The 22,047-nt window shown below is 70.0% G+C and carries 21 protein-coding genes; 6 read left to right on the forward strand and 15 right to left on the reverse strand.

Annotation, left to right across the window (positions count from 1 at the left end):
* Positions 1-18: 18 nt before the first annotated feature.
* The 13 genes from eutC to uraH form a co-directional block, all read right to left on the reverse strand.
* Complete coding sequence (gene eutC, locus PQI07_RS15510) at positions 19-804, reverse strand: ethanolamine ammonia-lyase subunit EutC (protein WP_274926908.1); 786 nt, start codon at positions 802-804, stop codon at positions 19-21.
* On the reverse strand, positions 801-2,204 hold the full coding sequence (locus PQI07_RS15515; protein WP_274927730.1) for an ethanolamine ammonia-lyase subunit EutB: 1,404 nt from the start codon (positions 2,202-2,204) through the stop codon (positions 801-803). Before PQI07_RS15515 ends, eutC begins: the two co-directional genes overlap by 4 nt.
* 141 nt (positions 2,205-2,345) lie before the next feature.
* Positions 2,346-3,050, reverse strand: a complete 705-nt coding sequence (locus tag PQI07_RS15520; RefSeq protein WP_043385757.1) for a L,D-transpeptidase — start codon at positions 3,048-3,050, stop codon at positions 2,346-2,348.
* Positions 3,051-3,365: 315 nt separating this feature from the next.
* On the reverse strand, positions 3,366-4,127 hold the full coding sequence (locus PQI07_RS15525) for an SDR family NAD(P)-dependent oxidoreductase (RefSeq protein WP_043352173.1): 762 nt from the start codon (positions 4,125-4,127) through the stop codon (positions 3,366-3,368).
* 21 nt (positions 4,128-4,148) lie between these two features.
* Positions 4,149-5,141, reverse strand: coding sequence for an acetamidase/formamidase family protein (locus tag PQI07_RS15530; RefSeq protein WP_053610608.1), 993 nt, complete (start codon positions 5,139-5,141; stop codon positions 4,149-4,151).
* 33 nt (positions 5,142-5,174) lie between these two features.
* On the reverse strand, positions 5,175-5,885 hold the full coding sequence (locus tag PQI07_RS15535) for an ABC transporter ATP-binding protein (protein WP_274926909.1): 711 nt from the start codon (positions 5,883-5,885) through the stop codon (positions 5,175-5,177).
* Positions 5,878-6,624 carry an ABC transporter ATP-binding protein gene (locus PQI07_RS15540; RefSeq protein ID WP_075380671.1) on the reverse strand — a complete coding sequence of 249 codons (747 nt, stop codon included), beginning with the start codon at positions 6,622-6,624 and terminating at the stop codon, positions 5,878-5,880. The genes PQI07_RS15535 and PQI07_RS15540 overlap by 8 nt, the downstream gene beginning before the upstream one ends.
* Positions 6,621-7,667 (reverse strand): branched-chain amino acid ABC transporter permease, encoded by a 1,047-nt coding sequence (locus PQI07_RS15545; RefSeq protein ID WP_420845310.1) that lies wholly within the window; start codon positions 7,665-7,667, stop codon positions 6,621-6,623. Before PQI07_RS15545 ends, PQI07_RS15540 begins: the two co-directional genes overlap by 4 nt.
* 22 nt (positions 7,668-7,689) lie before the next feature.
* Positions 7,690-8,562 carry an ABC transporter permease subunit gene (locus PQI07_RS15550; protein ID WP_043356373.1) on the reverse strand — a complete coding sequence of 291 codons (873 nt, stop codon included), beginning with the start codon at positions 8,560-8,562 and terminating at the stop codon, positions 7,690-7,692.
* A 62-nt stretch (positions 8,563-8,624) separates the two neighbouring features.
* Complete coding sequence (locus tag PQI07_RS15555) at positions 8,625-9,872, reverse strand: urea ABC transporter substrate-binding protein (protein ID WP_274926910.1); 1,248 nt, start codon at positions 9,870-9,872, stop codon at positions 8,625-8,627.
* Positions 9,873-9,907: 35 nt separating this feature from the next.
* Positions 9,908-10,549, reverse strand: coding sequence for an ANTAR domain-containing response regulator (locus PQI07_RS15560; RefSeq protein WP_274926911.1), 642 nt, complete (start codon positions 10,547-10,549; stop codon positions 9,908-9,910).
* Complete coding sequence (locus tag PQI07_RS15565; protein WP_274926912.1) at positions 10,546-11,700, reverse strand: transporter substrate-binding domain-containing protein; 1,155 nt, start codon at positions 11,698-11,700, stop codon at positions 10,546-10,548. The genes PQI07_RS15560 and PQI07_RS15565 overlap by 4 nt, the downstream gene beginning before the upstream one ends.
* A gap of 248 nt (positions 11,701-11,948) precedes the next feature.
* Positions 11,949-12,302, reverse strand: coding sequence for a hydroxyisourate hydrolase (gene uraH, locus PQI07_RS15570; RefSeq protein ID WP_053610606.1), 354 nt, complete (start codon positions 12,300-12,302; stop codon positions 11,949-11,951).
* A gap of 339 nt (positions 12,303-12,641) precedes the next feature.
* On the opposite strand from uraH, the gene PQI07_RS15575 reads away from it, so the two are divergent.
* The 6 genes from PQI07_RS15575 (at position 12,642) to PQI07_RS15600 (ending at position 18,927) form a co-directional block, all read left to right on the forward strand.
* Positions 12,642-13,259, forward strand: coding sequence for a glutathione S-transferase family protein (locus PQI07_RS15575; RefSeq protein ID WP_274926913.1), 618 nt, complete (start codon positions 12,642-12,644; stop codon positions 13,257-13,259).
* Positions 13,260-13,315: 56 nt separating this feature from the next.
* Complete coding sequence (locus PQI07_RS15580; protein WP_043761349.1) at positions 13,316-15,379, forward strand: 2Fe-2S iron-sulfur cluster-binding protein; 2,064 nt, start codon at positions 13,316-13,318, stop codon at positions 15,377-15,379.
* Positions 15,380-15,500: 121 nt separating this feature from the next.
* Positions 15,501-15,965 (forward strand): nuclear transport factor 2 family protein, encoded by a 465-nt coding sequence (locus tag PQI07_RS15585; protein ID WP_075380669.1) that lies wholly within the window; start codon positions 15,501-15,503, stop codon positions 15,963-15,965.
* 79 nt (positions 15,966-16,044) lie between these two features.
* Positions 16,045-16,935, forward strand: coding sequence for a LysR family transcriptional regulator (locus tag PQI07_RS15590; protein ID WP_043356396.1), 891 nt, complete (start codon positions 16,045-16,047; stop codon positions 16,933-16,935).
* Between the two features lie 280 nt (positions 16,936-17,215).
* The gene (locus tag PQI07_RS15595; protein ID WP_043758693.1) at positions 17,216-18,364 is read left to right on the forward strand and encodes an acyl-CoA dehydrogenase family protein; all 1,149 of its coding nucleotides are present in this window, start codon (positions 17,216-17,218) and stop codon (positions 18,362-18,364) included.
* A complete protein-coding gene (locus tag PQI07_RS15600; RefSeq protein ID WP_446720954.1) occupies positions 18,361-18,927 on the forward strand; it encodes a cytochrome b in 567 nt (188 codons plus the stop codon). The genes PQI07_RS15595 and PQI07_RS15600 overlap by 4 nt, the downstream gene beginning before the upstream one ends.
* Before the next feature lie 27 nt (positions 18,928-18,954).
* Here PQI07_RS15600 and PQI07_RS15605 read toward each other — a convergent pair whose 3' ends face one another.
* Both PQI07_RS15605 and PQI07_RS15610 read right to left on the reverse strand, forming a co-directional pair.
* Positions 18,955-20,445 (reverse strand): HWE histidine kinase domain-containing protein, encoded by a 1,491-nt coding sequence (locus tag PQI07_RS15605; RefSeq protein WP_274926914.1) that lies wholly within the window; start codon positions 20,443-20,445, stop codon positions 18,955-18,957.
* Positions 20,446-20,592: 147 nt separating this feature from the next.
* Positions 20,593-21,933, reverse strand: a complete 1,341-nt coding sequence (locus PQI07_RS15610; protein ID WP_274926915.1) for an LLM class flavin-dependent oxidoreductase — start codon at positions 21,931-21,933, stop codon at positions 20,593-20,595.
* Positions 21,934-22,047 lie beyond the last annotated feature (114 nt).

The following is a 22,047-nucleotide window of genomic DNA, read 5'->3' on the forward strand; positions in this document are numbered from 1 at the left end:
TTCGGGCAATCCGAGCGGTCAGTCCCGCGCGTCCGGGAGAGCCTTCGGATCGGCGGTCTCCTCCCGGCGCAGCGCGACGCCGCTGGTGCCCTGGGCCAGCATCGCCCGCAGCAGCGCCTCCATCTGCCCGGCGGCCGCCTCGACCGAAAGGCCGCCCTCCCGGATGTTCGAGAGGCAGTTGCGCCGGGAATCGGGCAGCCCCGGCTCCGGGCCGAACGTCACGTAGCAGCCGAGGCTGTCCGAGGCCGACAGGCCCGGCCGCTCCCCGATCAGCACCACGACGCAGCGCGCCCCGAGCCGCGCCCCGATGGGATCGCCGATCGCCACCCGCCCCTGGCTCGCGACGACCACCGGGGCGAGGCTCCAGCCCGCCCGGCGCACCCGCGCGGCGAGCGCGGAGGCGGCGGGGACCGCGTTCAGCGCGACCGCCGTGGCCGAGAGCCCGTCCGCGATCACGATGGCGACGTCGAAGCCCGGCCCGTGCCCGTCGAGCACCGTGGCGGATTCCGGAGCGAGGCTGCGGCCCCGGTCCGGCCGGCGCAGGTACTCCGTCCGGTCGGACGCGGCGGAGCGGACCTCGACCGACTCCAGGCCCTGGGCCCGCAGAGCTGCGCCGATCGCGGCCGCGTCGAGGGGCGTCCAGACCGCCTCGCGGGCGCGGGCATGGTCGAGGCCGAAGGCGAGCGCCGCGCCGGTGGGAAGGCCGGCGCCGTGCGCGCCCAGGGCGATGCGGGCCTGGGTCAGCCCGCGCAGATCGCGCAGCGTCGGGGTGCCCGCGTGGGCCGGCTCGGCCGGCTCGCTCACGCGGCCCGCCCGGGCAGGAGCCGGGTGGCCGCGGCGAGGGCCGGGGGCAACTCACCCGTGGCGCTGGTGAGCCGGCCCTGCGCGTCCGTGATGCGCACGTCGCGCAGCCACGCCTCGAATTCCGGGGCTGGCGGACGGCCCAGGGTCTCGCGGGCGAAGACCGCGTCGTGGTGGGACAGCGACTGGTAGTTCAGCATCACGTCGTCCGCCCCCGGCACGGTGATGACGAAGTTGACGCCGGCCGCGCAGAGCAGGGTCAGGAGCGCGTCCATGTCCTCGCCGTCGGCATCGGCATGGTTGGTGTAGCAGACGTCCACGCCCATCGGCAGGCCGAGCAGCTTGCCGCAGAAGTGGTCCTCCAGCCCGGCCCGGATGATCTGCTTGCCGTTGTACAGGTATTCGGGGCCGATGAAGCCCACGACCGTGTTGACGAGGAGCGGGTCGAACTCGCGCGCCACCGCGTAGGCGCGCGCCTCCATGGTCTGCTGGTCGACGCCCCAATGGGCGTCGGCCGAGAGGGCCGAGCCCTGGCCGGTCTCGAAATACATGACCTGACCGCCCGCCGGGCAGCGGCCCAGCGCCCGCGCCGCCTCCGAGGCCTCGCGCAGGACGGCGAGGTCGACGCCGAAGCCGGCATTGGCCTTCTGCGAGCCGGCCACCGACTGGAACACGAGGTCGACGGGCGCGCCTTTCGCCATGGCCTCGATCGCCACGGTGACGTGGCCGAGGCAGCAATGCTGGGTCGGCACGTCGAGGCGCAGCCGCAGGGTCTCCAGAAGCTCGACGATGCGGATGTAGTCCGGCAGGGAATCGGTGGCCGGGTTCACCCCGATGACCGCGTCGCCCGAGCCCATCAGCAGGCCGTCGAGGGCCGAGATCAGGATGCCCTCGGACGAATCGGTCGGATGGTTCGGCTGGTTGCGGGTGGCGAGGCGTCCGGGCAGGCCGATCGTGGAGCGGAAGCGCGTCACCACCGGCCGCTTGGCGGCCACCGCGACGAGATCCTGCAGCCGGCAGATCTTGGAGACCGCCGCGACCATCTCGGGCGTGAGGCCGGGCGCGAGGGCGGCGAGCGCCCGCGCGTCGGCGGCGGGGGAGAGCAGCCACTCGCGGAAGGCGCCGACCGTGAGGGACGAGACCGGCGCGAAGGCCGCCGCGTCGTGCCGGCGGGCGATCAGGTCGGAGACCTCGTCCTCCTCCGAGGGGATCAGCTCCTCGGCCAGGAAGGTCTTCAGCGGCAGGTCCGCCAGCGCGATCTGCGCGGCCAGGCGCTCCACCGGCCCGTCGGCGCAGAGGCCGGCGAGCTGGTCGCCGGACCGCTCCGGCGTCGCCTTGGCGAGGAGGCGGCGCAGGTCGGGGAAGGTGAAGCGTGTGCCTTCGATCGTCGTCGCGTAGGCCATGGCGGGCGCTCCCGGCGCGCTGTCGGACGTCCAGAAGACCCGATCCTGCAGCATGTCGAGGCCGCCGGGGAGCGGGAACGGCACCGCCATCGGCGAAACTGACGCGTTCCGTCCGGGATCGCGCGCGGCGGATGCCCGCCCTCAGGCCGGGAGCACGACCACCTTCGTCTTGACGGGCGTCTGCGCGTAGAGATGGATCATGTCCTGGCTGAGCAGGCCGACGCAGCCGCTGGTGATGCCCGTGCCGATCGATTCGGCGTCGCTGCTGGCGTAGATCGTGTAGAGCGTATAGGCGCCGTTCTGGTAGAGGTGGAGCGTGCGGGCGCCGAGCGGGTTGTCGAGTCCGCCGGGCATGCCGCGGGCGTATTTCGCCGCCTCGGGCTGGCGCCGGATCATCTCCTTGGGCGGGGTCCAGGTCGCCCATTCGGACTTGCGACCGACATACGCGTTGCCGTTCCACAGGAAGCCCTGACGGCCGACATTGGCGCCGTAGCGCGTGGCAGCGCCGTCGCCCTCGATGCGGTAGACGTAATAGTTGGCGGGATCGACGACGATCGTGCCGGGCGCTTCCGACGAGGCGTACTGGACGGTCCGCCGATAGTATTTCGGGTTGACCTTGCTGATGTCGACCGCCGGGATCGGGAATTTCTCGTTCGGCATCGGCCCGTAGGTCTTCGCCGCCTCGGCCATGAGCAGGGTGTCGGTCGTCCCGCACCCGCCGAGCGAGAGGGCGCCGATTCCGAGAGCCGAGCCGGCCAGGAACGACCGGCGGCTGAGAAGCCCCGCGTCGGGTCCGGGGCGCCCGCGCTCGTCGAGCCCGCCGGCCATGCGATCGTCCGTCATCATCGCCCTGGACTTCCCTGTCCTGCAGCCCGGCGCGACCGCGCAACGTGCCTCCGTCGCGCGAAAGGCCAAGCTTGAGAGTGCCGCGTGCCAGCGCGCCTGGCAAGCTTGTCTCTACAGAGCCGAGAGCAGGCGAATTGCGTCGCAAGTGTGGTCGATATCCGCGATCTCCAGACTTCGTCGCCGAACATCCGATGCGCATGGGCCGGCCGCGCGTGTCCTTCGGGACGGTGTCCCGATCCCGCCTGCCGATGCGCGGCAGGCCGGTCCCGTCGCCGCTTCAGGCTTCCGGATGTCGCCTGAGGGCGTTCGAAAGTCTCAGAACTGCACGCCGCGGGTCAGGCTGCCGTCCACCACGAGGTTGGTGCCGGTGATGAAGCTCGCGGCCGGGCTCGCCAGGAAGACGGCCGCGCGGGCCACCTCCTCCGGACGCGCCATCCGGCCGGTCGGGTTCAGCCGGAGCGCCTCGGCGAACAGCGCCGGGTTGCCGGTCTCGATCTGGTGCCAGACGCCGCCCGCGAAGTAGGTGTTGCCGGGCGAGACCGAGTTGGCGCGGATGTTCCGGGGCGCGAGCTGGAAGGCCAGCCCCTGCGCGTAGTGGATCAGCGCCGCCTTGAAGGCGCCGTAGGGTCCGGCCGCGAAGTCGATCTCGCGCCCGGAGACGCTGGAGATGACGACGATCGCGCCGGCCTCGGAGCGTTCGAGGAACGGCATCGCCGCCTCGACCGCCGTGACGGTGCCCATCATGTCGACCGTGAAGCCGCTGCGCCACGCCGCCTCGTCGCTTCCGACGGCCAGCGCGCTCACGTTCGGCACCACGATATCGAGGCCGCCGAGCTCCCCTGCGGCCTCGGCGACCCAGCCGCGCAGGGCGGCGGGATCGGCGACGTCGAGGGCGCGCCCGGTCGCCGCCACGCCCTTGGCGCGCAGGGCGTCGACCTTGGCGGCGACCTCCGCGGCGTTGCGGGCGCAGAGGGCGACCGCCGCCCCCTCGTCGGCAAGCAGGTCGACGATCGCCGCGCCGATGCCCTTGGTGCCGCCGGTCACCAGCGCCCGGCGGCCTCTGAGCCCGAGATCCATGCCATCCTCCTCCGTCGCCGATCAGGCGTGGGCGATCGCCTTCGTGATCGAGGCGCCGAGCGTGTACTTCGGATCGACCATGTTGCCGAGCCGCACGCGCCCGCACTGCGTGAGCAGCATGTAGGCGTCGATCTCGTCGAAGCCGAAATCGGCGGCGAGCCAGCGGACCAGCTCCCGGTAGGCGATGCGCGCGGCGTCCTCCATCGGCCGGGCCGAGCCGATCGTCATGTAGAAGTCGGCGGTCTCCAGCCGCGGCCAGCGGAAGGTCCAGCCCTTGATCAGGTCGATCTGCACCGTCGTGTGGGTCGGGTGCTCCACCGCTACGCCGCAGAGCTCGCCGTCGCCCTGCGCGGCGTGGCAGTCGCCGAGATACAGGAGCGCGCCCTCGGTATTCACCGGCAGGTAGATCACCGCGCCGACGCCGACGTCGGGCAGGTCCATGTTGCCGCCGTAATAGTCCGGCTGCAGAGAGGAGATCGCCTCGATCTCCGGCGAGGTGCCGATCGTGCCGATGAACGGCTGGTAGGGCAGCGTGATCCGGTCGTTCCAGCGCACGCCGTTCTCGGCCGTCACCTCGAGCTTGCGCACCCGCTCGGGCAGGGACGGGTTGAGGAGCGCGGTGTCGCCGGTGGCGACGAGGCCGCCGAATTCCGGCATGATCAGCGTCGTACCGCAGGGCTGCGGGCCGCGCGGCCGGATCGAGCGGATCGCCACCGCAAGGCAGTCGCCCTTCTCGGCGCCGTTGACGTAGATCGGCCCGTTCTGCGGGTTGAGATAGGGGAAGTTCAGGATCTGCGTCGGGCTGTCGGTCTCGTGGCGGATCTTGCCCTCGAAGGCGTCGTGGGTCTCGACGGTGACCACGGCGCCCGGATCGACGGTGAGGACCGGCTCGGCGAAGGGCCCGTAGACGTAGTGGTAGCGGCCCTGCTCGGCCTCGGTGATCGTGTGCTCCTGGCCGGACTTGCCGCCGGCGACACCCTTGCGGGCCATGATGGACTGATCGAGCCACTGCATGGTCGTCTCTCCCTTGGTTGACGGATTGAGGTGTCAGACGGCGAGGTGGCGCCGGACGAGGTCGCGGTCGTCGAGGTCCCGGGCCGTCAGCTCCGCGACGATCCGGCCCTTGTCCATGACGTAGCTGCGCTGGGCCATGGCGCGGATCAGGTCGAGGTTCTGCTCCACGAACACGATCGTGACCCCGGTACGGCGGTTGAGATCGACCAGGGTGCGGCCGATCTGCTGCACCACCGAGGGCTGGATGCCCTCGGACGGCTCGTCGAGGAGGATCAGGGCGGGTCCGCCGACGAGGACGCGCCCGATGGCGAGCTGCTGCTGCTGGCCGCCGGAGAGGGTTCCGGCCCGCTGCTTGCGCCGCTCCCGCAGGATCGGGAACGGCCCGAAGGCGCGCTCGTAATCCGGCCGCTCGCCCTTCGGCAGCAGGGACGCGCCGACCGTCAGGTTGTCGGCGACGCTCATGCGCGGGAAGACGTCGCGGCCCTGGGGCACGTAACCGATGCCGAGGCGGGCGCGCCGGTGGGCGGCGAGGCCCTCGACCGCGGCGCCCCGGAAGGCGATGCCGCCCCCGGAGGCGGGCAGCAGCCCGACGAGGCTGCGCATCAGCGTCGACTTGCCGACGCCGTTGCGGCCGATCACCGCCACGATCTCACCAGGCCGGACCGCGAGGTCGACCCCCTGCAGCACGGGCTTGCCGCCGTAGCCGGCCCGCAGGCCGGTGGTCGCGAGAAGCGGCTCAGGCATCGGCGACACTCCGCAGGGGTGGCGCATCCGTCTCGCCGAGGTAGATCGCCGCCACCCGCTCGTCCGCGATGATCGCGTCGGTGGTGCCCTGGGCGAAGATGCGCCCGACATGGAGCACGGTCACCCGCTGGGCGATCTGCCGGACGAAGGCCATGTCGTGCTCGATGGCCAGCACCGCGACGCCGTCGCGGTTGAGGGCCTGTACCATCGCGCCGGTGGCGAAGGTCTCGTCCGGCGACATCCCGGCGGTGGGTTCGTCGAGGAGGAGCAGGCGCGGCTTGAGGCTGATCGCCATGCCGATCTCCAGCCACTGCTTCTGCCCGTGGCTGAGATTGCCGGCCCGCTCGGAGGCCGCCGCGCTGAGGTTGAGGAAGGCGAGCAGCCGGCGGATCTCGGCGCCGAGCGAGGCCCCCTCGAGATGATGCTGGAGCGCAATCTCCAGGTTGTGGGCGACCGACAGGCTCGGGAAGATGCCCGGGACCTGGAACTTGACGCTCATGCCCCGGCGGATCCGCGCGAAGGGCTTGAGCGCGGTGATGTCCTCGCCGGCGTAGAGGATCTGCCCCCGCTCCGGCGTGTATTCGCCCAGCAGCAGGCGGAAGAAGGTGCTCTTGCCGGCGCCGTTCGGCCCGATCAGGCAGTGGATCTCCCCCGCCGCGAGGGCGAAGTTCACGTCGTTGGTGACGTGGAGGCCGCCGAAATGCTTGCTGAGAGCGCGGGTCTCGAGGAGCGGAGTCATCGGCCGGCCTCCCGGCGGCGCAGGCGGCCGAGCCCGCGCATGGCTGCCACCACCAGGCCGTCGGGCGCCGCCAGCACCACCACGACGAGGAGCAGGCCCATCACCACGAGGGCGTACTGGCTGCCGTAGATCGTCAGCGCCTGGAAGCCGCCGAGGACCACGAGCGTGCCGATCAGCGTGGCCGTCAGGTCGCCGCGGCCGCCGACCGCGACCCAGATCACCGGCAGCGCGGCGGCGGTGAGGCCCATGCTGGAGGGCGTGATGTACTGGCCCCAGGCGGTGTAGAGGGTGCCGCTCAGCCCCGCGAGGGCCGAGCCGATCACGAAGGCGGCGAGCTGGTAACGCCGGACGTCGTAGCCCAGCATCTCGGCCCGTTCCGGGTTCTCGCGGATCGCCACCAGCACGTTGCCGAACCGGGCGTTCACCAGGATGCGCAGCGCGAGGTAGACGACGATCAGCAGACCCAGGAGGCCGTAATAGAGGGCGACGTCGGGAAACAGCACGATTTCGCCGTCGAACCACGGCACGGTCAGGGGCGGCATGCCGCTCATGCCGTTGTAGCCGTTGAGGCGCGCCGCCCCGATCTTCCATTCCGGGCCGGCGGTCTGCGCCATGAAGCGCTCCAGGGCGAGCGTCACCGACAGGGTGATGATGCCGAGAAACACGCCGCCGATCCGGCCGAAGAATAGGAAATAGCCGAGGAGCGCCGCCATGACGGCCGAGAGGGCCACCGCCAGCACCAGGGCCGCCAGGGTGAAACCGTAGGCGGCGCCGACATTGAGGGTGAGCACCCCGTAGGCGTAGCCGGAGAGGCCGAAGAAGGCGGTCTGGCCGAAGCTCAGCGCGCCGCCATAGCCCCAGATTAGGCACAGGCCGAGCGCCATGAACACCCAGCAGAAGAAGTAGGCGGTGTTGCCGACCGTGTAGCCGTCCGCGAACCACGGATAGGCGATGGCGGCGGCGATCACGATCGCGAACGCGGTCCAGAAGGCCGGCCCGCGTCCCAGGGTCTGCGGGCCTTCGAGGCGCCGGAGCAGGGTCATCGCCAGACTCATCACCATGGCCTCACGCCCGCTCGCGCAGGATCAGGCCCGAAATGCCCCGCGGCAGCACCCGGATCACCAGGATCACCGCGACGAGGAGCCCGATCTGCCCGAAGAGCTGGCCCTGCCACGTGGTGAGCAGTGCCCGCACCGTGCCGAGTACGAGCGCCGCCGGCGCCGTGCCGAGGAAGATGTCGGCGCCGCCGACCACCACGGTGACGAAGGCCTCCATGATGAAGGTCGTGCCCATGGTCGGCACGATGGTCATGGTCGGCGCGTAGAGCCCGCCCGCGAGGCCCGCCAGCGCCGCGCCGAGGCCGAAGGTCAGGGCGTAGACGGTGCGCGTGTCGACGCCGAGGGCCTCGGCCATGTGCGGCACCTGGATGGTGGCCCGCGCCAGGGTGCCGAAGCGGGTGGCGTTGAAGGCGAGGTAGAGCCCGGCCAGCACCGCGACGGCGGCGACCATCAGGACCACGCGATAGGTCGAGTAGGAGTAGCCGCCGACCGCGAAGCTGCCGAGCGGCGTGCCGATCCCCGGCATGCTGGAGCCCAGCAGGATCAGCGTGCCCTGCGTCGCCGCGAGGCTGATGCCCCAGGTTGCCACGATCGTGTCCAGGGGCCGGCCGTAGAGGTGGCGGATGACGAGGCGCTCCATCACCATGCCGACGGCGCCGGCCGCGAGCGCCCCCGCGAGGATGCCGAGGGGCAGGGGCAGCCCGGCCCGCGTCGTCGCCGCGGTCACGTAGGCCCCGCACATGATGAGTTCGCCGTGCGCGAGGTTGATGACGCCCATCATGCCGAACACCACCGCGAGACCGCAGGCGGAGAGCACCAGGAACGAGAACGCGTCGCCGATCTGGTAGAGGAACGTGAAGGCGTGGGTCAGCAGATCCATCCAGGAGGCCCGATCATGACGGAGGGGGCCGGGGCGCACGGGCCCCGGCGGTATCGTGCGCCTCAGGGCTTGGGCGGGTTGCTCGGCGTGTACTGCGCCATCGGATCCTTCTGCGTCAGGTCGCAGCCGGCCTTCCCGAGCCAGTAGGGCTGGATGTTGTCCCAGGTCTTCGGGAACGAGATCGCGTGCTTCTCGTCGACCTTGGCGAGGGAGATCGTGTGGGAGGCGTGCTGGCTCTTGGGGTCGATGCAGACCTTGCCCTCCGGCGCGTCCACGCAGACGTCGCCGGCCGCGATGACCTTGCGCAGGTCGGCCCGCTTGGTCGAGCCGTTCGCCCGCTCTACCATCTGCTTGTAGAGGTAGACCGCGAGGTAGGAGTTCTCGGCCTCCTGGTTGACGTAGGGCTCGTTCGGGAACTTCGCCTTCCACTTGGCGAGGAAGGCCTTGCTCGACGGGCTGTCGACCTCTTCGATGTAGTTCGTGGTCACGTACATGTTGGCGAGGCTCGGGGGCTGGAAGCGCTTGTGCTCGTAGCCCTGGCCGATATTGACCGAGGACCCCATCGGGATCTTCAGGTTCGCGGCCGCCGCCTGCTCGTAATAGGAGGCCTGCGCGGTGCCGACGAGCAGCGTCATCAGGATGTCGGGCTTGGCCTTCTGGATGTTCTGGATCGTCTGCGAGAACTGCGACACGCCGAGGGGGATGAATTCCTCCCCGACCATCTCGCCGCCGTTCTCCTTGACGATGTTGCGCACCCACTCGGCCGAGATCTGACCGAAATTGTAGTCGGCCGCGATCGTGTAGACCCGCTTGCCGAACTTCTCCATCATCCACGGGATCAGCGTCGAGAATTGCTGCTCCGGCACCGCGCCCGTGATGACCATGTGGCCGTCGCAGACGCCGCCCTCGTACTGGTTGTTGTAGAAGACGAAGCCGTCGAGCTGGTCGACGATCGGCCTGTAGGCTTCGCGGGACGCGCTGGAGAAGCCCGCGAAGACGGCGTTGACCTTGTCGCGCTGGAGCACGCGGCGCATGAATTCCTGATAGCGCGTGTTGTCCGACTGCGTGTCGTAGATCACGAGTTCCAGCTTGCGCCCGGCGATGCCGCCGGCGGCGTTGATCTCGTCCGCGGCGAGTTGGATTCCGTGGACCTTGCCGATCGTGGCGAGGGCGAAGTCGCCGGACTGGTCCTCGAGGACGCCGAGCTTGATTGGGTCGGCGGCGCGGGCCGCGGGGGCGGCCAAAGGTGTGCTCAGGAGCAGGGCGGCCGCGAGGGCGGACAGGCGGGATCCGCGGGGCGTTCTCGGCATCAGGGCATCCTCGTCTTCGGGGGGGCGAAAGAACTTCAGGATCGGGCCAGTCGCGGCGCCACGGTGGGCGCCACGGGAGACGGCCGGGCGCGGATCAGCGTTTCGCAGTACGCTTCGAGGGGTTGGCGGGCGCGCATCGCTTCGCGGCGCAGGGCCTCGTAGGCCGCGTCGTCGTCGAGGCCGTGCTCCTGCATCAGCCGCAGGATCGCCTTGACGACGTGGCGCCGGCCGCGCCGCCGCTCCTCGTGGCGGGCCAGCCGTTCCTCGAGCACGCGCCGCCGGTTGTGCTCGTTCACCGCGAGGAACAGAGCGGCGTAGACCGAGGCACCGTGGATCGGCTTGCGCAGCAGCCCGGTGGCGCCGAGCTGGAGCAGCCCCTTGAGCCGGCTGGGCGCCTCGGCGCCGACGAGCCCGACCACGGGCACCGGTGGCAGATCGGAGACGGAGCTCGCCGCGATGCCCGGCAGCGGCAGGTCGCCGTCCACGATGACGATGTGGCGCTCGGGGTCGAGGCTCTCGAAATCGAGCCAGGGCGCTTCGCCGGCCGGGACGACCGAGGCGACCGTGAGCCCCAGCTTCAACAGGGTGCCGGCGAGAACGTCGGTGGCGGTGCCCGGCGGCGCGATCAGCAGGGCCTGCGCGCCACTGAAGTTCTGGATCAGGCGGGGATTCATCATGGCACCACCCGCAGGCGCGGACGCCGGCTCACCGGCACGACGCGCGGGTCGCTGCGCACGAGATAGGGATCCGGCGCCACCGGCTCGTCCGCCTGCGCCACGATGCTGAAGCGGGCCGCCGCCGTCGAGAGGCCGATCCGGGGCGTCAGACAGGCATGGAGCGTGGTCTCGTCGAGACGGACCGGCCCCTGCGGCGCGTCGAACGCGTCCATGCAGGCGGTCCTGCGCACCGTCGCGGCGTCCTCCGTCCCGGCCCGCGCCAGCGCCCGCGCCAGGAGATGGACCGCGATGTAGGAGGATTCGGTATCGGCCGACGCGGTCGGCCCGTCCGGAAAGCGCGCCGCATAGGCGGCCGTGAAGGCCCGGTTTCGGGGAGAGTCGATCGACGTGAAGTAGACGCTCGACGACAGGTGACCGTCGACCGCCTCCGGCCCGATCTCCTCCAATTCCGGCTCGGCGAGGCTGCAGCTCGCCACCGGCAATGTCCGCGGCTGGTCGATGCCGCGCGCGCGGCAGGCGTTCCGGAAATCGCGGAAGAAGCGATACGCCGACGTCCCGATCAGGGTGTTGAAGACGAAGTCCGGCTTCGCGTCCAGAATCGCCTCGATCACCTGCCCGAGGGCGGTCTCGCCCACTGCGAGATAGCGTTCACCCGTGACCTGGCCGCCCGCGATCGCCAGCGTCTCGCGCAGGATCCGGTTGTTCTCCCATGCCCAGATGTAGTTGGACCCGACGCAGAAGGCGGTACGGCCGCCCCGGGCGAGCAGGTATCGGACCAGGGGGACGATGTGCTGATTCGGTGCGGCGCCGGTGTAGATCACATTCGCCGACGTCTCGAAGCCTTCGTAATGCGATGGATACCAGAGCAATCCATCCCGCTTCTCGAAGATCGGGATGATCTCCTTGCGGCTCGACGAGGTGTAGCAACCGACGACGTGGCGGATGCCCGCGCCGAGGAGCTGTTCGGCGCCGGCGACGTATCCGGCGAGGGCGCCCTGCGGGTCGCAGATCACCGGCTCGAGGGTGATGTCGCCCTGCGCGTTCACTTCCTCGACCGCCAGCCGTGCCCCGTTCAGCATGGCCCGCCCTACGAGGCCGTAGGGACCGTCCGTGGAGAACAGGATGCCGATGCTGTGATGGCTGAGGCCCATGCAATCCTTCAGAACGCAAAAAGCCCGCCAGTGCGTGAGCACTGCGGGCGGCATCGCCGGGAAAGGTCGAGACATTGTGGCGCGAAATTGGGCAGCTTTGCCCCGCGCCTGAAAACTAGGCTCTTCGGTTATGAAGCCCGTGTCAAGGCCCGCGCGGTCCTTTCGGAGGTTGCGTCCCGCCCCTCTCTGCGCGGCCTTCGACGCGGCTCTTCAGCCCTGCCACCCGTTCCTTCCGGCGCGGGACCACGTCAGCTTCCGCGATAGGTCGCGTAGCTCCACGGCGTGACGAGCAAGGGGACGTGATAGCGCCCGTCCGGGTCGCAGACCCCGAATCGGACGGGGATGACATCGAGAAAGGGTGGCGATCCGTCCAGGCCCGTCCGGGCGAAATACGCGCCGACGTGGAAGAGCAATTCGTAGGTGCCGGCCGACAGGGTCGCCTCGTCCAGCAGGGGACCGTCGGTCCGCCCGTCGGCATTGGTGACAGCCGAGGCGATAGGCTCCGCCGTCCCGTCGGCGGCGAGGCGGCGCAGTTCGATGACCACGCCGGCAGCCGGCCTGCCCGAGGTGGTGTCCAGCACGTGCGTCGAGAGATGGCCCATGGCGAGAATCCTATCGACGACCCGTCCGCGGGCCCGGCGGAGGCGAAGGCGGGTGAGACGAGCACGCGGATCCCGCAGGTGCAACCCGAAAAGAGGACGTCATCCCTCCAACCGCTCCTCACGTCTCCGAACCTTCGCGCGCGGCATCGGCGCGCCGGCACGGATCCGAGGACTGGTCGCAATCCCGGCTCTCGCGCCAGGCTGGCGACAGGCGCCGATGATTATTCCGATTTCCGGAATGATGTGCTGCGCAGAACGCGCATTCCGCCGAAGCCGCGACGGCAGCATTCTACCGTCGCGGCGCGGGGCAATCCCGGCCACCGACGGAGAACCGCCACCATGAAGCTCTACCATCATCCCCTCTCGGGCCACGCGCACCGGGCTCGCCTGTTCCTGTCCCTGGTCGGCGCGCCGCATGAGCTGGTCGAGGTCGACCTGAAGGCGGGCGAGCACAGGACACCGGCCTTTCGCGCGATGAACCCGTTCGGTCAGGTACCGGTGCTGGACGACGACGGCGTGATCGTCGCCGATTCCAACGCCATCCTGGTCTACGTCGCGAAACGGCTCGGCCGGTCGGATTGGCTGCCCGAGGATCCGCAGGGCGCGGCGGCGGTCCAGCGCTGGCTATCGGTCGCGGCGGGTGAACTCGCCTACGGACCGGCCGCCGCCCGGCTGATCACGGTCTTCGGCGCCACGTTCAATCCGGAGGAGGTGATCGCCCGGGCGCACACGCTTCTGGCGCGGCTCAAGGCGCATCTCGATGGGCGGGACTGGCTCGCGGCCGAGCGGCCGACCATCGCGGATGTGGCACTCTACAGCTACCTGGCCCGGGCCCCGGAGGGCAACGTGGATCTGTCGAGCTATGCGAACGTCGAGGCGTTCCTGCGCCGGGTCGAAAGCCTGCCGGGCTTCGTCCCTCTCGCGAAGACACTCGCCGGCCTCACGGCCGCGGGGTGACCGGCAGGCCTGGATGCAACCGCATCCGGGAGCGGAATCGAGCGGAGGGCGCCATGATGGATGACGGTCAGACCTTTGCGAAGCTGCCGACCTGGCATGCCGGCGAAAAGTCCATTCAGGAGACGGTCGGCGCCGCCGAACGGATGGAAATGATCGGACAGAGGGTGGTGCGGGACTTCATGCCCGATCAGCACCGCGCCTTCTATGCGCAGATTCCCTTCGTCGTTCTCGGCAGCGTCGACCGGCGCGGCGATGCCTGGGCCACGCTTCTCGCCGGCGGCCCGGGCTTCATCACCTCACCGACACCGACGGCCCTCGACATCGCCGTGCGGCCCGACCCGGGCGATCCCGCGGCTGAGGGTACGGGGGAGGGCGACGCGATCGGTCTCCTCGGGATCGAGCTGCACAGCCGTCGACGGAACCGCGTCAACGGGATCGTCCGATCCACGGCCGGCGGGATCCTGCACTTCGACGTCGATCAGAGTTTCGGAAACTGTCCGCAGTACATCCAGCTCCGCGACATGACCGTCCTCGGGGATCTTCGCGCGCCCGTCGCTGCCCCGGTCGAGGAGCGCGCGGATCTCGACGAGGCGGCGCGGTCCCTGATCGCGGCGGCCGACACGTTCTTCGTGGCGTCGTATGCCGACCGCGAGGGCCGGCGCCAGGTCGACGTCTCGCATCGCGGCGGCAAGGCGGGCTTCGTCCGTGTCGCTGCGGACGGTACGCTCACGATCCCCGACTTCGCCGGAAACCTGTTTTTCGCCACCCTCGGCAACATCCACCTCAACGGCAGGGCAGGGCTGGTCTTCACCGATTTCGCGACGGGTGATCTTCTCCACCTGACCGGCGACGCCGCCGTGATCCTGGATTCGCCAGAGCTCGCCGCCTTCCAGGGCGCCGAGCGTCTCTGGAGCTTCCGGCCGCGCCGGGTCATCCGTCGGCGGGGCGCCCTCCCGCTGCGGTGGTCGTTCCAGGCGGATGGATGGTCGCCGAACGCGCTGATGACCGGCGACTGGGTGGAGGCGGCCGATCGCGTCCGGGCGACCGAGCGTGCCGCGCATTGGCGGCCCTTCCGGGTGACGAAGATCACCGACGAGAGCCGCTCCATCCGGTCCTTCCATCTGGCTCCGGACGACGGAGCCGGACGGCTCTCGCACCGTGCGGGCCAGCATCTCCCGATCCGCGTGACGCTGCCCGGAGCGGACGCGCCGGTGATCCGCACCTACACGCTCTCGGTCGCGCCCTCCGACCCGACCTACCGCATCAGCGTGAAGCGCGACGGCATCGTCTCGCAGCACCTGCACGACCGCCTCCAGGTTGGGGACATCATCGAGGCGCGGGCGCCCGGCGGCGATTTTTCCCTCGATGCCCACGCGGCGCGCCCCGCGGTGCTGCTGGCCGGCGGCGTCGGGATAACGCCGCTCCTGGCAATGCTTCGGCACGTGGTCTACGAGGGCCTGCGCACCCGCAACATCCGACCGACCACGCTCATCTACGCCGCACGTGCGCGGTCCGATCGCGCCTTCGACGCGGAATTGTCCGAGCTGGCCGCAGCGGCACAGGGCTCCGTCCGGATCGTGCGCGTCCTGAGCGACGTCTCCGACGCCCGGGCCGGCGTCGATTACGAGGCCGCGGGCCGGATCGACATGGCGCTGCTCACGCGCTTCCTGTCTTTCGCCGATTACGACTTCTACCTGTGCGGGCCGCCGACCTTCACGCAGGCGCTCTATGACGGGTTGCGCGGCTACACCGTGTCGGACGACAGGATCCACGCGGAGGCGTTCGGCCCCTCCGCGCTGGTCCGGACGGCGGGGTCGGAGGGCGCCACGCCGCCCCGCCCGCCACCCTCAACGAAACCGGTGCCCGTCGCCTTCCTCGACACCGGCAAGGAGGCGCGCTGGACCCCCGAGTCCGGTAGCCTCCTCGACCTCGCCGAAGCCCGCGGCCTCGCACCCGCCTTCAGTTGCCGGGAAGGCAGTTGCGGGACCTGCCGCACAAAGCTGCTCGCCGGCGCCGTGACCTATCGCAAGGAACCGAGCGCCGCCGTAACTGAGGACGAAGTGCTGATCTGCTCGGCCGTGCCCGCCGAAGGCACGGACCGGGTGCAGCTTGCGCTGTGACGCCCGGCACGCTTCACCCGACTCCGTTTTCCACCTTCCGGGATCGTCGGCGGCCGATCATTGTGCGCGGCGTCGATATCGGGCCCGGGTCCCGCAACCTCGCGCACCCCAGGAGTACACCATGTCCCGTCCCCCGCTGCCGCCCTTCGATGAGCAGAGCGCGATCGCGAAGGTCCGCCTCGCCGAGGATGGCTGGAACGGCCGCGACCCGGCCAAGGTCGCCCTGGCCTACACGACCGATACCCGCTGGCGGAATCGCGCCGAGTTCCTGAACGGACGCGCGGAGGTGGAGGCTTTCCTGACCCGCAAGTGGAACCGGGAGCTCGACTACCGCCTCATCAAGGAGCTCTGGGCCTTCACCGGTAACCGGATCGCCGTGCGCTACGCCTATGAGTACCACGACGACAGCGGCCACTGGTTCCGGGCCTACGGCAACGAGAACTGGGAATTCGCCGATGACGGGCTGATGCGCTACCGGCACAGCAGCATCAACGAGCTGCCCATCGCGGAAGCGGACCGCAAGTTTCACTGGCCCCTCGGACGCCGGCCGGACGATCATCCGGGCCTGAGCCATTTCGGGTTCTGATCACCGGCCCGGCGGGTGAGGGGAGCCTGGACCGGGCGTCGGCGGCGCGGTCCGTTTCGCGAAGCCCAGGAGCGAGGCCTTGGATCGTTGGCAAACCATGCGCGTCTTTGCCAAGGTCGCCGAGACGGGGAGCTTCGCGCAGACCGCCCGCCTCCTGCACATGAGCCCGCCGGCCGTCACGCGTGCTGTGGCGGCCCTCGAGGAGACCATCGGCGCCCGGCTCCTGATCCGGACGACGCGCTCCGTGAAGCTCACGGAGGCGGGCAGCCGCTACTACGAGGATTGCCGGCGGATCCTGGCCGACATCGCCGAGGCCGAGTCGGCGGCGGCCGGCTCCAATGCGACGCCCTCGGGGACGCTCGCGGTCACGGCCTCCGTGCTGTTCGGGAAGATGCACGTCCTCCCGATCGTGACCCACTACCTCGACACCTACCCGACCATGTCGGCGCGGACCCTGTTCGTCGATCGGCCCGTCAACATCGTCGAGGAAGGGATCGATGTCGCGATCCGGATCGGCCGCTTGACCGATTCCGGATTGACGGCGGCCCGGGTCGGGTCGGTCCGCCATGTCATCTGCGGCGCCCCGGCCTATTTCGCGCGCCACGGCGTGCCGACGACGCCGGCGGATCTGAAGCGGCACCGGATCGCAGTCTCCACCGGCGCCTGGGCGTCGCCGGAATGGCGGTTCGCGGGGAACGAGCGGGTGGTCGTCCATCCCACCCTTCAGAGCAACACCAACGAGGTTCCGATCGCCGCCGCCCGGTCAGGCTGGGGGCTGACGCGGGTCCTGCACTACCAGATTGGCCCGGATCTGCTCGAAGGCCGCCTCAGGATCGTGCTCGACGAGTACGAGGAGGCACCGATACCCGTCCACGTGCTGTATCCCGAAGGCCGGCGCGCACCCGCGAAGGTGCGGACCTTCGTCGACCTCGCGGTGTCGCAGCTGCGCGCCAACCGGACTTTGAACTGAACCATCGCGGCGCAGCCGCCGACCCGGCCGAGTGCGGTCGCATTGGTCGCAGCCCCGGATGAGGAAAGGGTGGTTCACTCTCAGGTTAGCTTTCTATGATCTTCCGCATCCAGTGCGGGTAGGAGGCGAGACGTGACGACATCCGAGCGCTCGACCCTGCGCAGCTGCGCTCCTGTAACGGGCCGCGCGGATCGCGATGCTAGGCGCTCAGCGTGCATGGATCGGTGGTGCGGTCTGCGCACTCCGCCGCGCCCGGCCGCGACCTGAAGGGGAAAGACGCATGGACCAGTGGACCCGTCTGGACCCGATCTACGATTCCGAGGCGGCCGCCCGAACCATTGCCGCCGCCGCCGCGGCGCGCGCGGATGCCCAGGACCATGACGGCGGCTTCCCGCAGGACGATGTTGCCGATCTCGCGCGGCTCGGGCTGCTCGCCGCCCCGGTCCCGGTGGAACAGGGCGGGGCCGGCCTGGGGACGGAGCCGGGAGCCGGCGCCCTGGCCGAGGTTCTGCGGTTGGTCGGCTACGGCAGCCTCGCCCTCGGCCGACTCTACGAGGGACACGTCAACGCCATCCAGCTCATTGCCCGGTACGGCACGCCCGACCAGCGAAGCCGCCTGTTCGCCGACGCGCGCGCCGGTCATCTGTTCGGAGTCTGGAATACGGAGCCGGCCGAGGGCGGCTTGCGGGTCGAGGCGCGCGATACCGACGGACAACTCCTCGGCGTGAAGACCTTCGCGTCGGGCGCCGGCTACGTCACCCGCGCCCTCGTGACCGCCCGGCATCCGGACCGGGCCGGCGTGGCGATGATGGTGGTGCCGCTCGAAGCCGGCACCCGGGCCGATCTCTCGGCCTGGCGCGCGCAGGGCATGCGCGCTTCGGCGACCGGCACGGTCGATTTCACCGGTCTCGCCGTCAATGCCGGCGACATCCTGGGCCAGCCCGACGATTATTTCCAGCAGCCGGCCTTCTCGGGCGGCGCGTGGCGCTTTGCTGCGGTCCAGCTTGGCGGCATCGAAGCCGTGTTCGATGCTTGGCGCGGCCACCTGAACCGGACCGGCCGGGGCGGCGACCCGCACCAATTGGCCCGCCTCGGCGAGGGAGCCATCGCGGTCGAGGGGGCGCGGCTCTGGATCGAGCGCGGCGCGCAGGTCGCATCGGACGCCGGGATGCCGCCCGCACGCGTGGTCGCCTACATCAACTTGGTCCGCCTCGCGGTCGAGCGCGCCGGCCTCGATGTCCTCCAGCTGGCCCAGCGCTCGGTCGGCTTGCAGGGATTCATGCGCGGCCATAGGCTGGAGCGGCTCGCGCGCGACCTCGCCACCTATCTGCGCCAGCCCGGACCGGATCATGCGCTCACCGCCGCGGCGTCCGAGATCCTGCAAGCCGACGCCATGGCCGGAGACCTGTGGACCGAGACCGCGGCATGACCAGGCCGATGAACCGCGAAGCCGCGCCGCAGAGTGTCTGGCTGGACACCCCGCACCGCTACGGCCGCATCAGCCGCGGCTTCCACTGGCTGATGGCCGCCCTCTTCGCGTGGCAATTCACGGGCGCGCTGCTCTACATCGCGATCGGTGACACCGCGCTCACGCGCCTCGTCGGCGGGAGCCACTTCACCCTTGGCTTCACGCTGTTCGTGCTCGTGCTCCTGCGCGGGGCCTGGGGACTCGCGAATCTCCACCGGCGCCCGTCACATCCGGGCGCTCCGGGGCGCGCCGCCGTGGCCGGTCATGGCCTGATCTATCTGCTGATGATCCTCGTCCCCGGCCTCGCGCTGCTGCGTCAGTACGGTTCGGGCAAGCCCTTCGCGCCCTACGGTCTCCCCCTGATGCCGGAGCGGGACACGAAGATCGCCTGGATGATGCTTCCCGCCGATCTGTTCCATTACTGGCTGGGCTTCACGCTCCTGGCGGTCGTCCTCGGCCATGCCGCGATGGCCTTCCTGCATCGCAGGTTCTGGAACGAGGCCGTCCTGACGCGCATGACGTGAACGGCGGTGCGCCGGCGCTCGAGGTCCTCAGGCCGTCGGGTCCTCCGCTGCGGCCGGTCTCCGGTCGGGCAACGGCGCGTCCAGGGTGAAGACGACGCCGCGGGGGCGGTACTCGATTTCCGCCGAGCCTCCCATCTCGGCGGCCAGCGCCCGCTCGATCAGGCGCGTGCCGAAGCCGCCGCGGGCCGGCGCCGTCACCGCAGGTCCGCCGATTTCCTCCCAACGGAACCAGAGGTGGGCTGGCCTCGCCCCATCCACCACGTCCCAGTTCAGGATCACCCGTCCCCTGTCGTTCGACAGGGCGCCGTACTTGACTGCGTTGGTCGCCAGCTCGTGCAGCGCCATCGTGAAGGCGAGGGTCAGGCGCGGCGTCAGCCACACCTCCGGGCCGTTGATCAGGAACCTCTGCCTCGCGCCGCCGCGGAACGGCTGCAATGTGCCCTCCACGATCACGGTCAGCGTGGCGCCGATCCAGCTCTCGCGGGTCAGAACGTCGTGGGCGGCCGAGAGCGATTGCAGCCGTGCGTCGAGGGTCTTGTGGGCCTCCTCCACGGAGGATGCGTTGCGCAGAGTCTGGTGCGCGATGGACTGCATGGTCGCCATCGAGTTCTTCACCCGGTGGTTCAGCTCGTCGGCCAGGAGGGTGCGGTGCTCCTCCGCGCGCTTGCGCTCGGTCACGTCGATGGAGACGCCGGCCATGCTCAGCGGCTGGCCGACCGCGTCGTAGAAGGTCTGGCCGCGGATCTGCAGCCAGCGCAGCTCGCCACGCGGCGTGCGCGCCCGGTACTCGATGTCGTAGTCGCTATGCTCGCGGATCGAGGTCTGTACCGCCGCCTGCATGCGCGGGCGGTCCTCGGGATCGATCGCCGCGATCAGATCCTCGTAGCTGAACGGGTCGTCGGCCGCCCGTCCGAAATTCTCCTTGCAGGTTTCGGAGGCCACCAGGCGCATGTCGGCGAGATCGAGGGTCCAGGAGCCGAAGCGTCCGGCCTTCAGGATGAAGCGCAGCCGCTCTTCGCTGCGGGTGAGGTCGCTGGTGCGACGCTCCACCTCCAGCTCCAGCGCCAGCCGGTCGCGATGCATCCGCGCGAGCTTGTCCCGCTCCAGGGTCACGTCGAACTGCGACGCGAAGAAATAGGTCAACTCACCGTCGCGATCGAAGACCGGCGAGATCAGGAGCCGATTCCAGAAGAGCTCACCGCTCTTCTTGTGGTTCAACAGCTCGATCTCGATCGGCACCCGGCGCGCGATGGCCGCTCTGATCTTGGCGATATCGGCGCGGTTGGTCTCGGGCCCCTGCAGGAACCGACAGTTCCGCCCGATGATCTCGTCATGGGCGTAACCGGTCAGCGTGGAGAAGGCGGCATTGACGAAGACGATCGGATTGTCCGGCTGATTGGGATCGGTGATCAGCATAGGCATCCGCGTCGCCCGAACGGCGGATACGAACGGGTCGGAACTCGCGCCGATGCGCGCAAACTCCGCTTCGAAGCGGGTGCGTTCCTGCTGATCCGTCAATGCCCCGTCGCCCCTGCCACGACCTGCACATGGCGGCCTTCGACCGTGATGGCTCCTCGTATCACAGGGATTATCGCTTGTGCGCAATCATCTTAATGGCCAAGACGCCGCAGGCCGGTCGCTGCACGCGGCGACCGGCCGCCACCCCTAGGTCCTGGCTGGATGAGGCCCGAATCCTGCCGGCGGGCGCGAGCCGAGATGGTCCCGCAGGGTTCGGCCCTCGTACTCGGTGCGGAACAGGCCGCGCCGGCGAAGCTCCGGCAGGACCAGCGTGATGAAATCCTCGAGGCCGCCGGGCAGCGTCGGGGGCATGATGTTGAAGCCGTCCGCCCCGCCAGCCCGGAACCGCTCCTCCATCTCGTCCGCGATCTGGGCGGCCGTGCCGATGATCTGCGAGTGGCCGCGGGCGCCCGCGATGCGCAGGTAGAGCTGACGCAGGGTCAGACCTTCGCGACGGGCGAGATCGACCATCAGCTGCTGGCGGGACTTGATGCCGTCCGTCTCGGGCAATTCCGGGACGGGCCCGTCGGGATCGTAGCCCGACAGGTCGTGGCCGCCGATCATGCGTCCGAGCAGCGCGAGGCCGACGACGGGATCGATCAGGTCCTGCAGGGCTTCGAACTTCGCCCGCGCCTCGGCCTCGCTGCGGCCGACGACGGGAAACAGGCCCGGCATCACCTTCAGATCGTCCGGGGCGCGGCCGAACTGCGCCATCCGCTCCTTCAGGTCGCCGTAGAAGGCCACCGCCTCCTCCAGCGTCTGATTGGCCGTGAACACGATCTCGGCGGTGCGCGCCGCCAGATCCTTGCCGGGCCCGGAGGAGCCGGCCTGCACCAGCACGGGCTGTCCCTGCGGGGTGCGCGAGATGTTGAGCGGGCCGCGTACCTCGAAATGGCTGCCGCGGTGGTTCAACGGGCGGAAGCCATCCGGCTTCGAGAATTGCCCGCTGGCGCGGTCGATGATCACCGCGCCATCGTCCCAGGTGTTCCAGAGGCCGAGGACCACGTCCACGAACTCCTCCGCGCGCTCGTAGCGGTCGGCGTGGCGGGCGATCCGGTCGCCGCCGAAATTCGCCGCCTCGGCGTCGGTCGCGGAGGTGACGAGATTCCAGCCGGCCCGTCCACCGCTGAGGTGGTCGAGGGACGCGAACCGGCGCGCGACGTTGTAGGGCTCGTTGAAGCTGGTGGAGGTGGTGGCGACGAGACCGATCCGACTCGTCACCGCCGCGAGTGCCGACAGGAGCGTCACCGGCTCGAAATGGGTGGAGCGCGCGGTGCGCTCGCTGGAGCGGAGATCGAGGTCGCGGATGCCGGTGCCGTCCTCGAGGAAGATGAGATCGAACTTGGCGGCTTCGGCCCGCTGCGCCCAGCCGACATAGCGCTCGAGGACCAGACCGCCGTCGGCCTCGCTGGAGGAATGGCGCCAGCCCGCAACATGGTGGCCGGTCGCGTAGAAGAATGCGCCGAGGCGCAGGGTGCCCTGTCTCATCGAACCGACCGTCATCGAGGCTGATCTGCTCCGTGCCGCGTGAGCAGGCCGGAGTCTAGCCGACCCACCCGTGCAAGCGAACCCAGCGTTGTACGCGCGGGGCTCATCCCGCTT

This window comes from Methylobacterium sp. 092160098-2 (assembly GCF_028920805.1).
Lineage (GTDB): Bacteria > Pseudomonadota > Alphaproteobacteria > Rhizobiales > Beijerinckiaceae > Methylobacterium > Methylobacterium fujisawaense.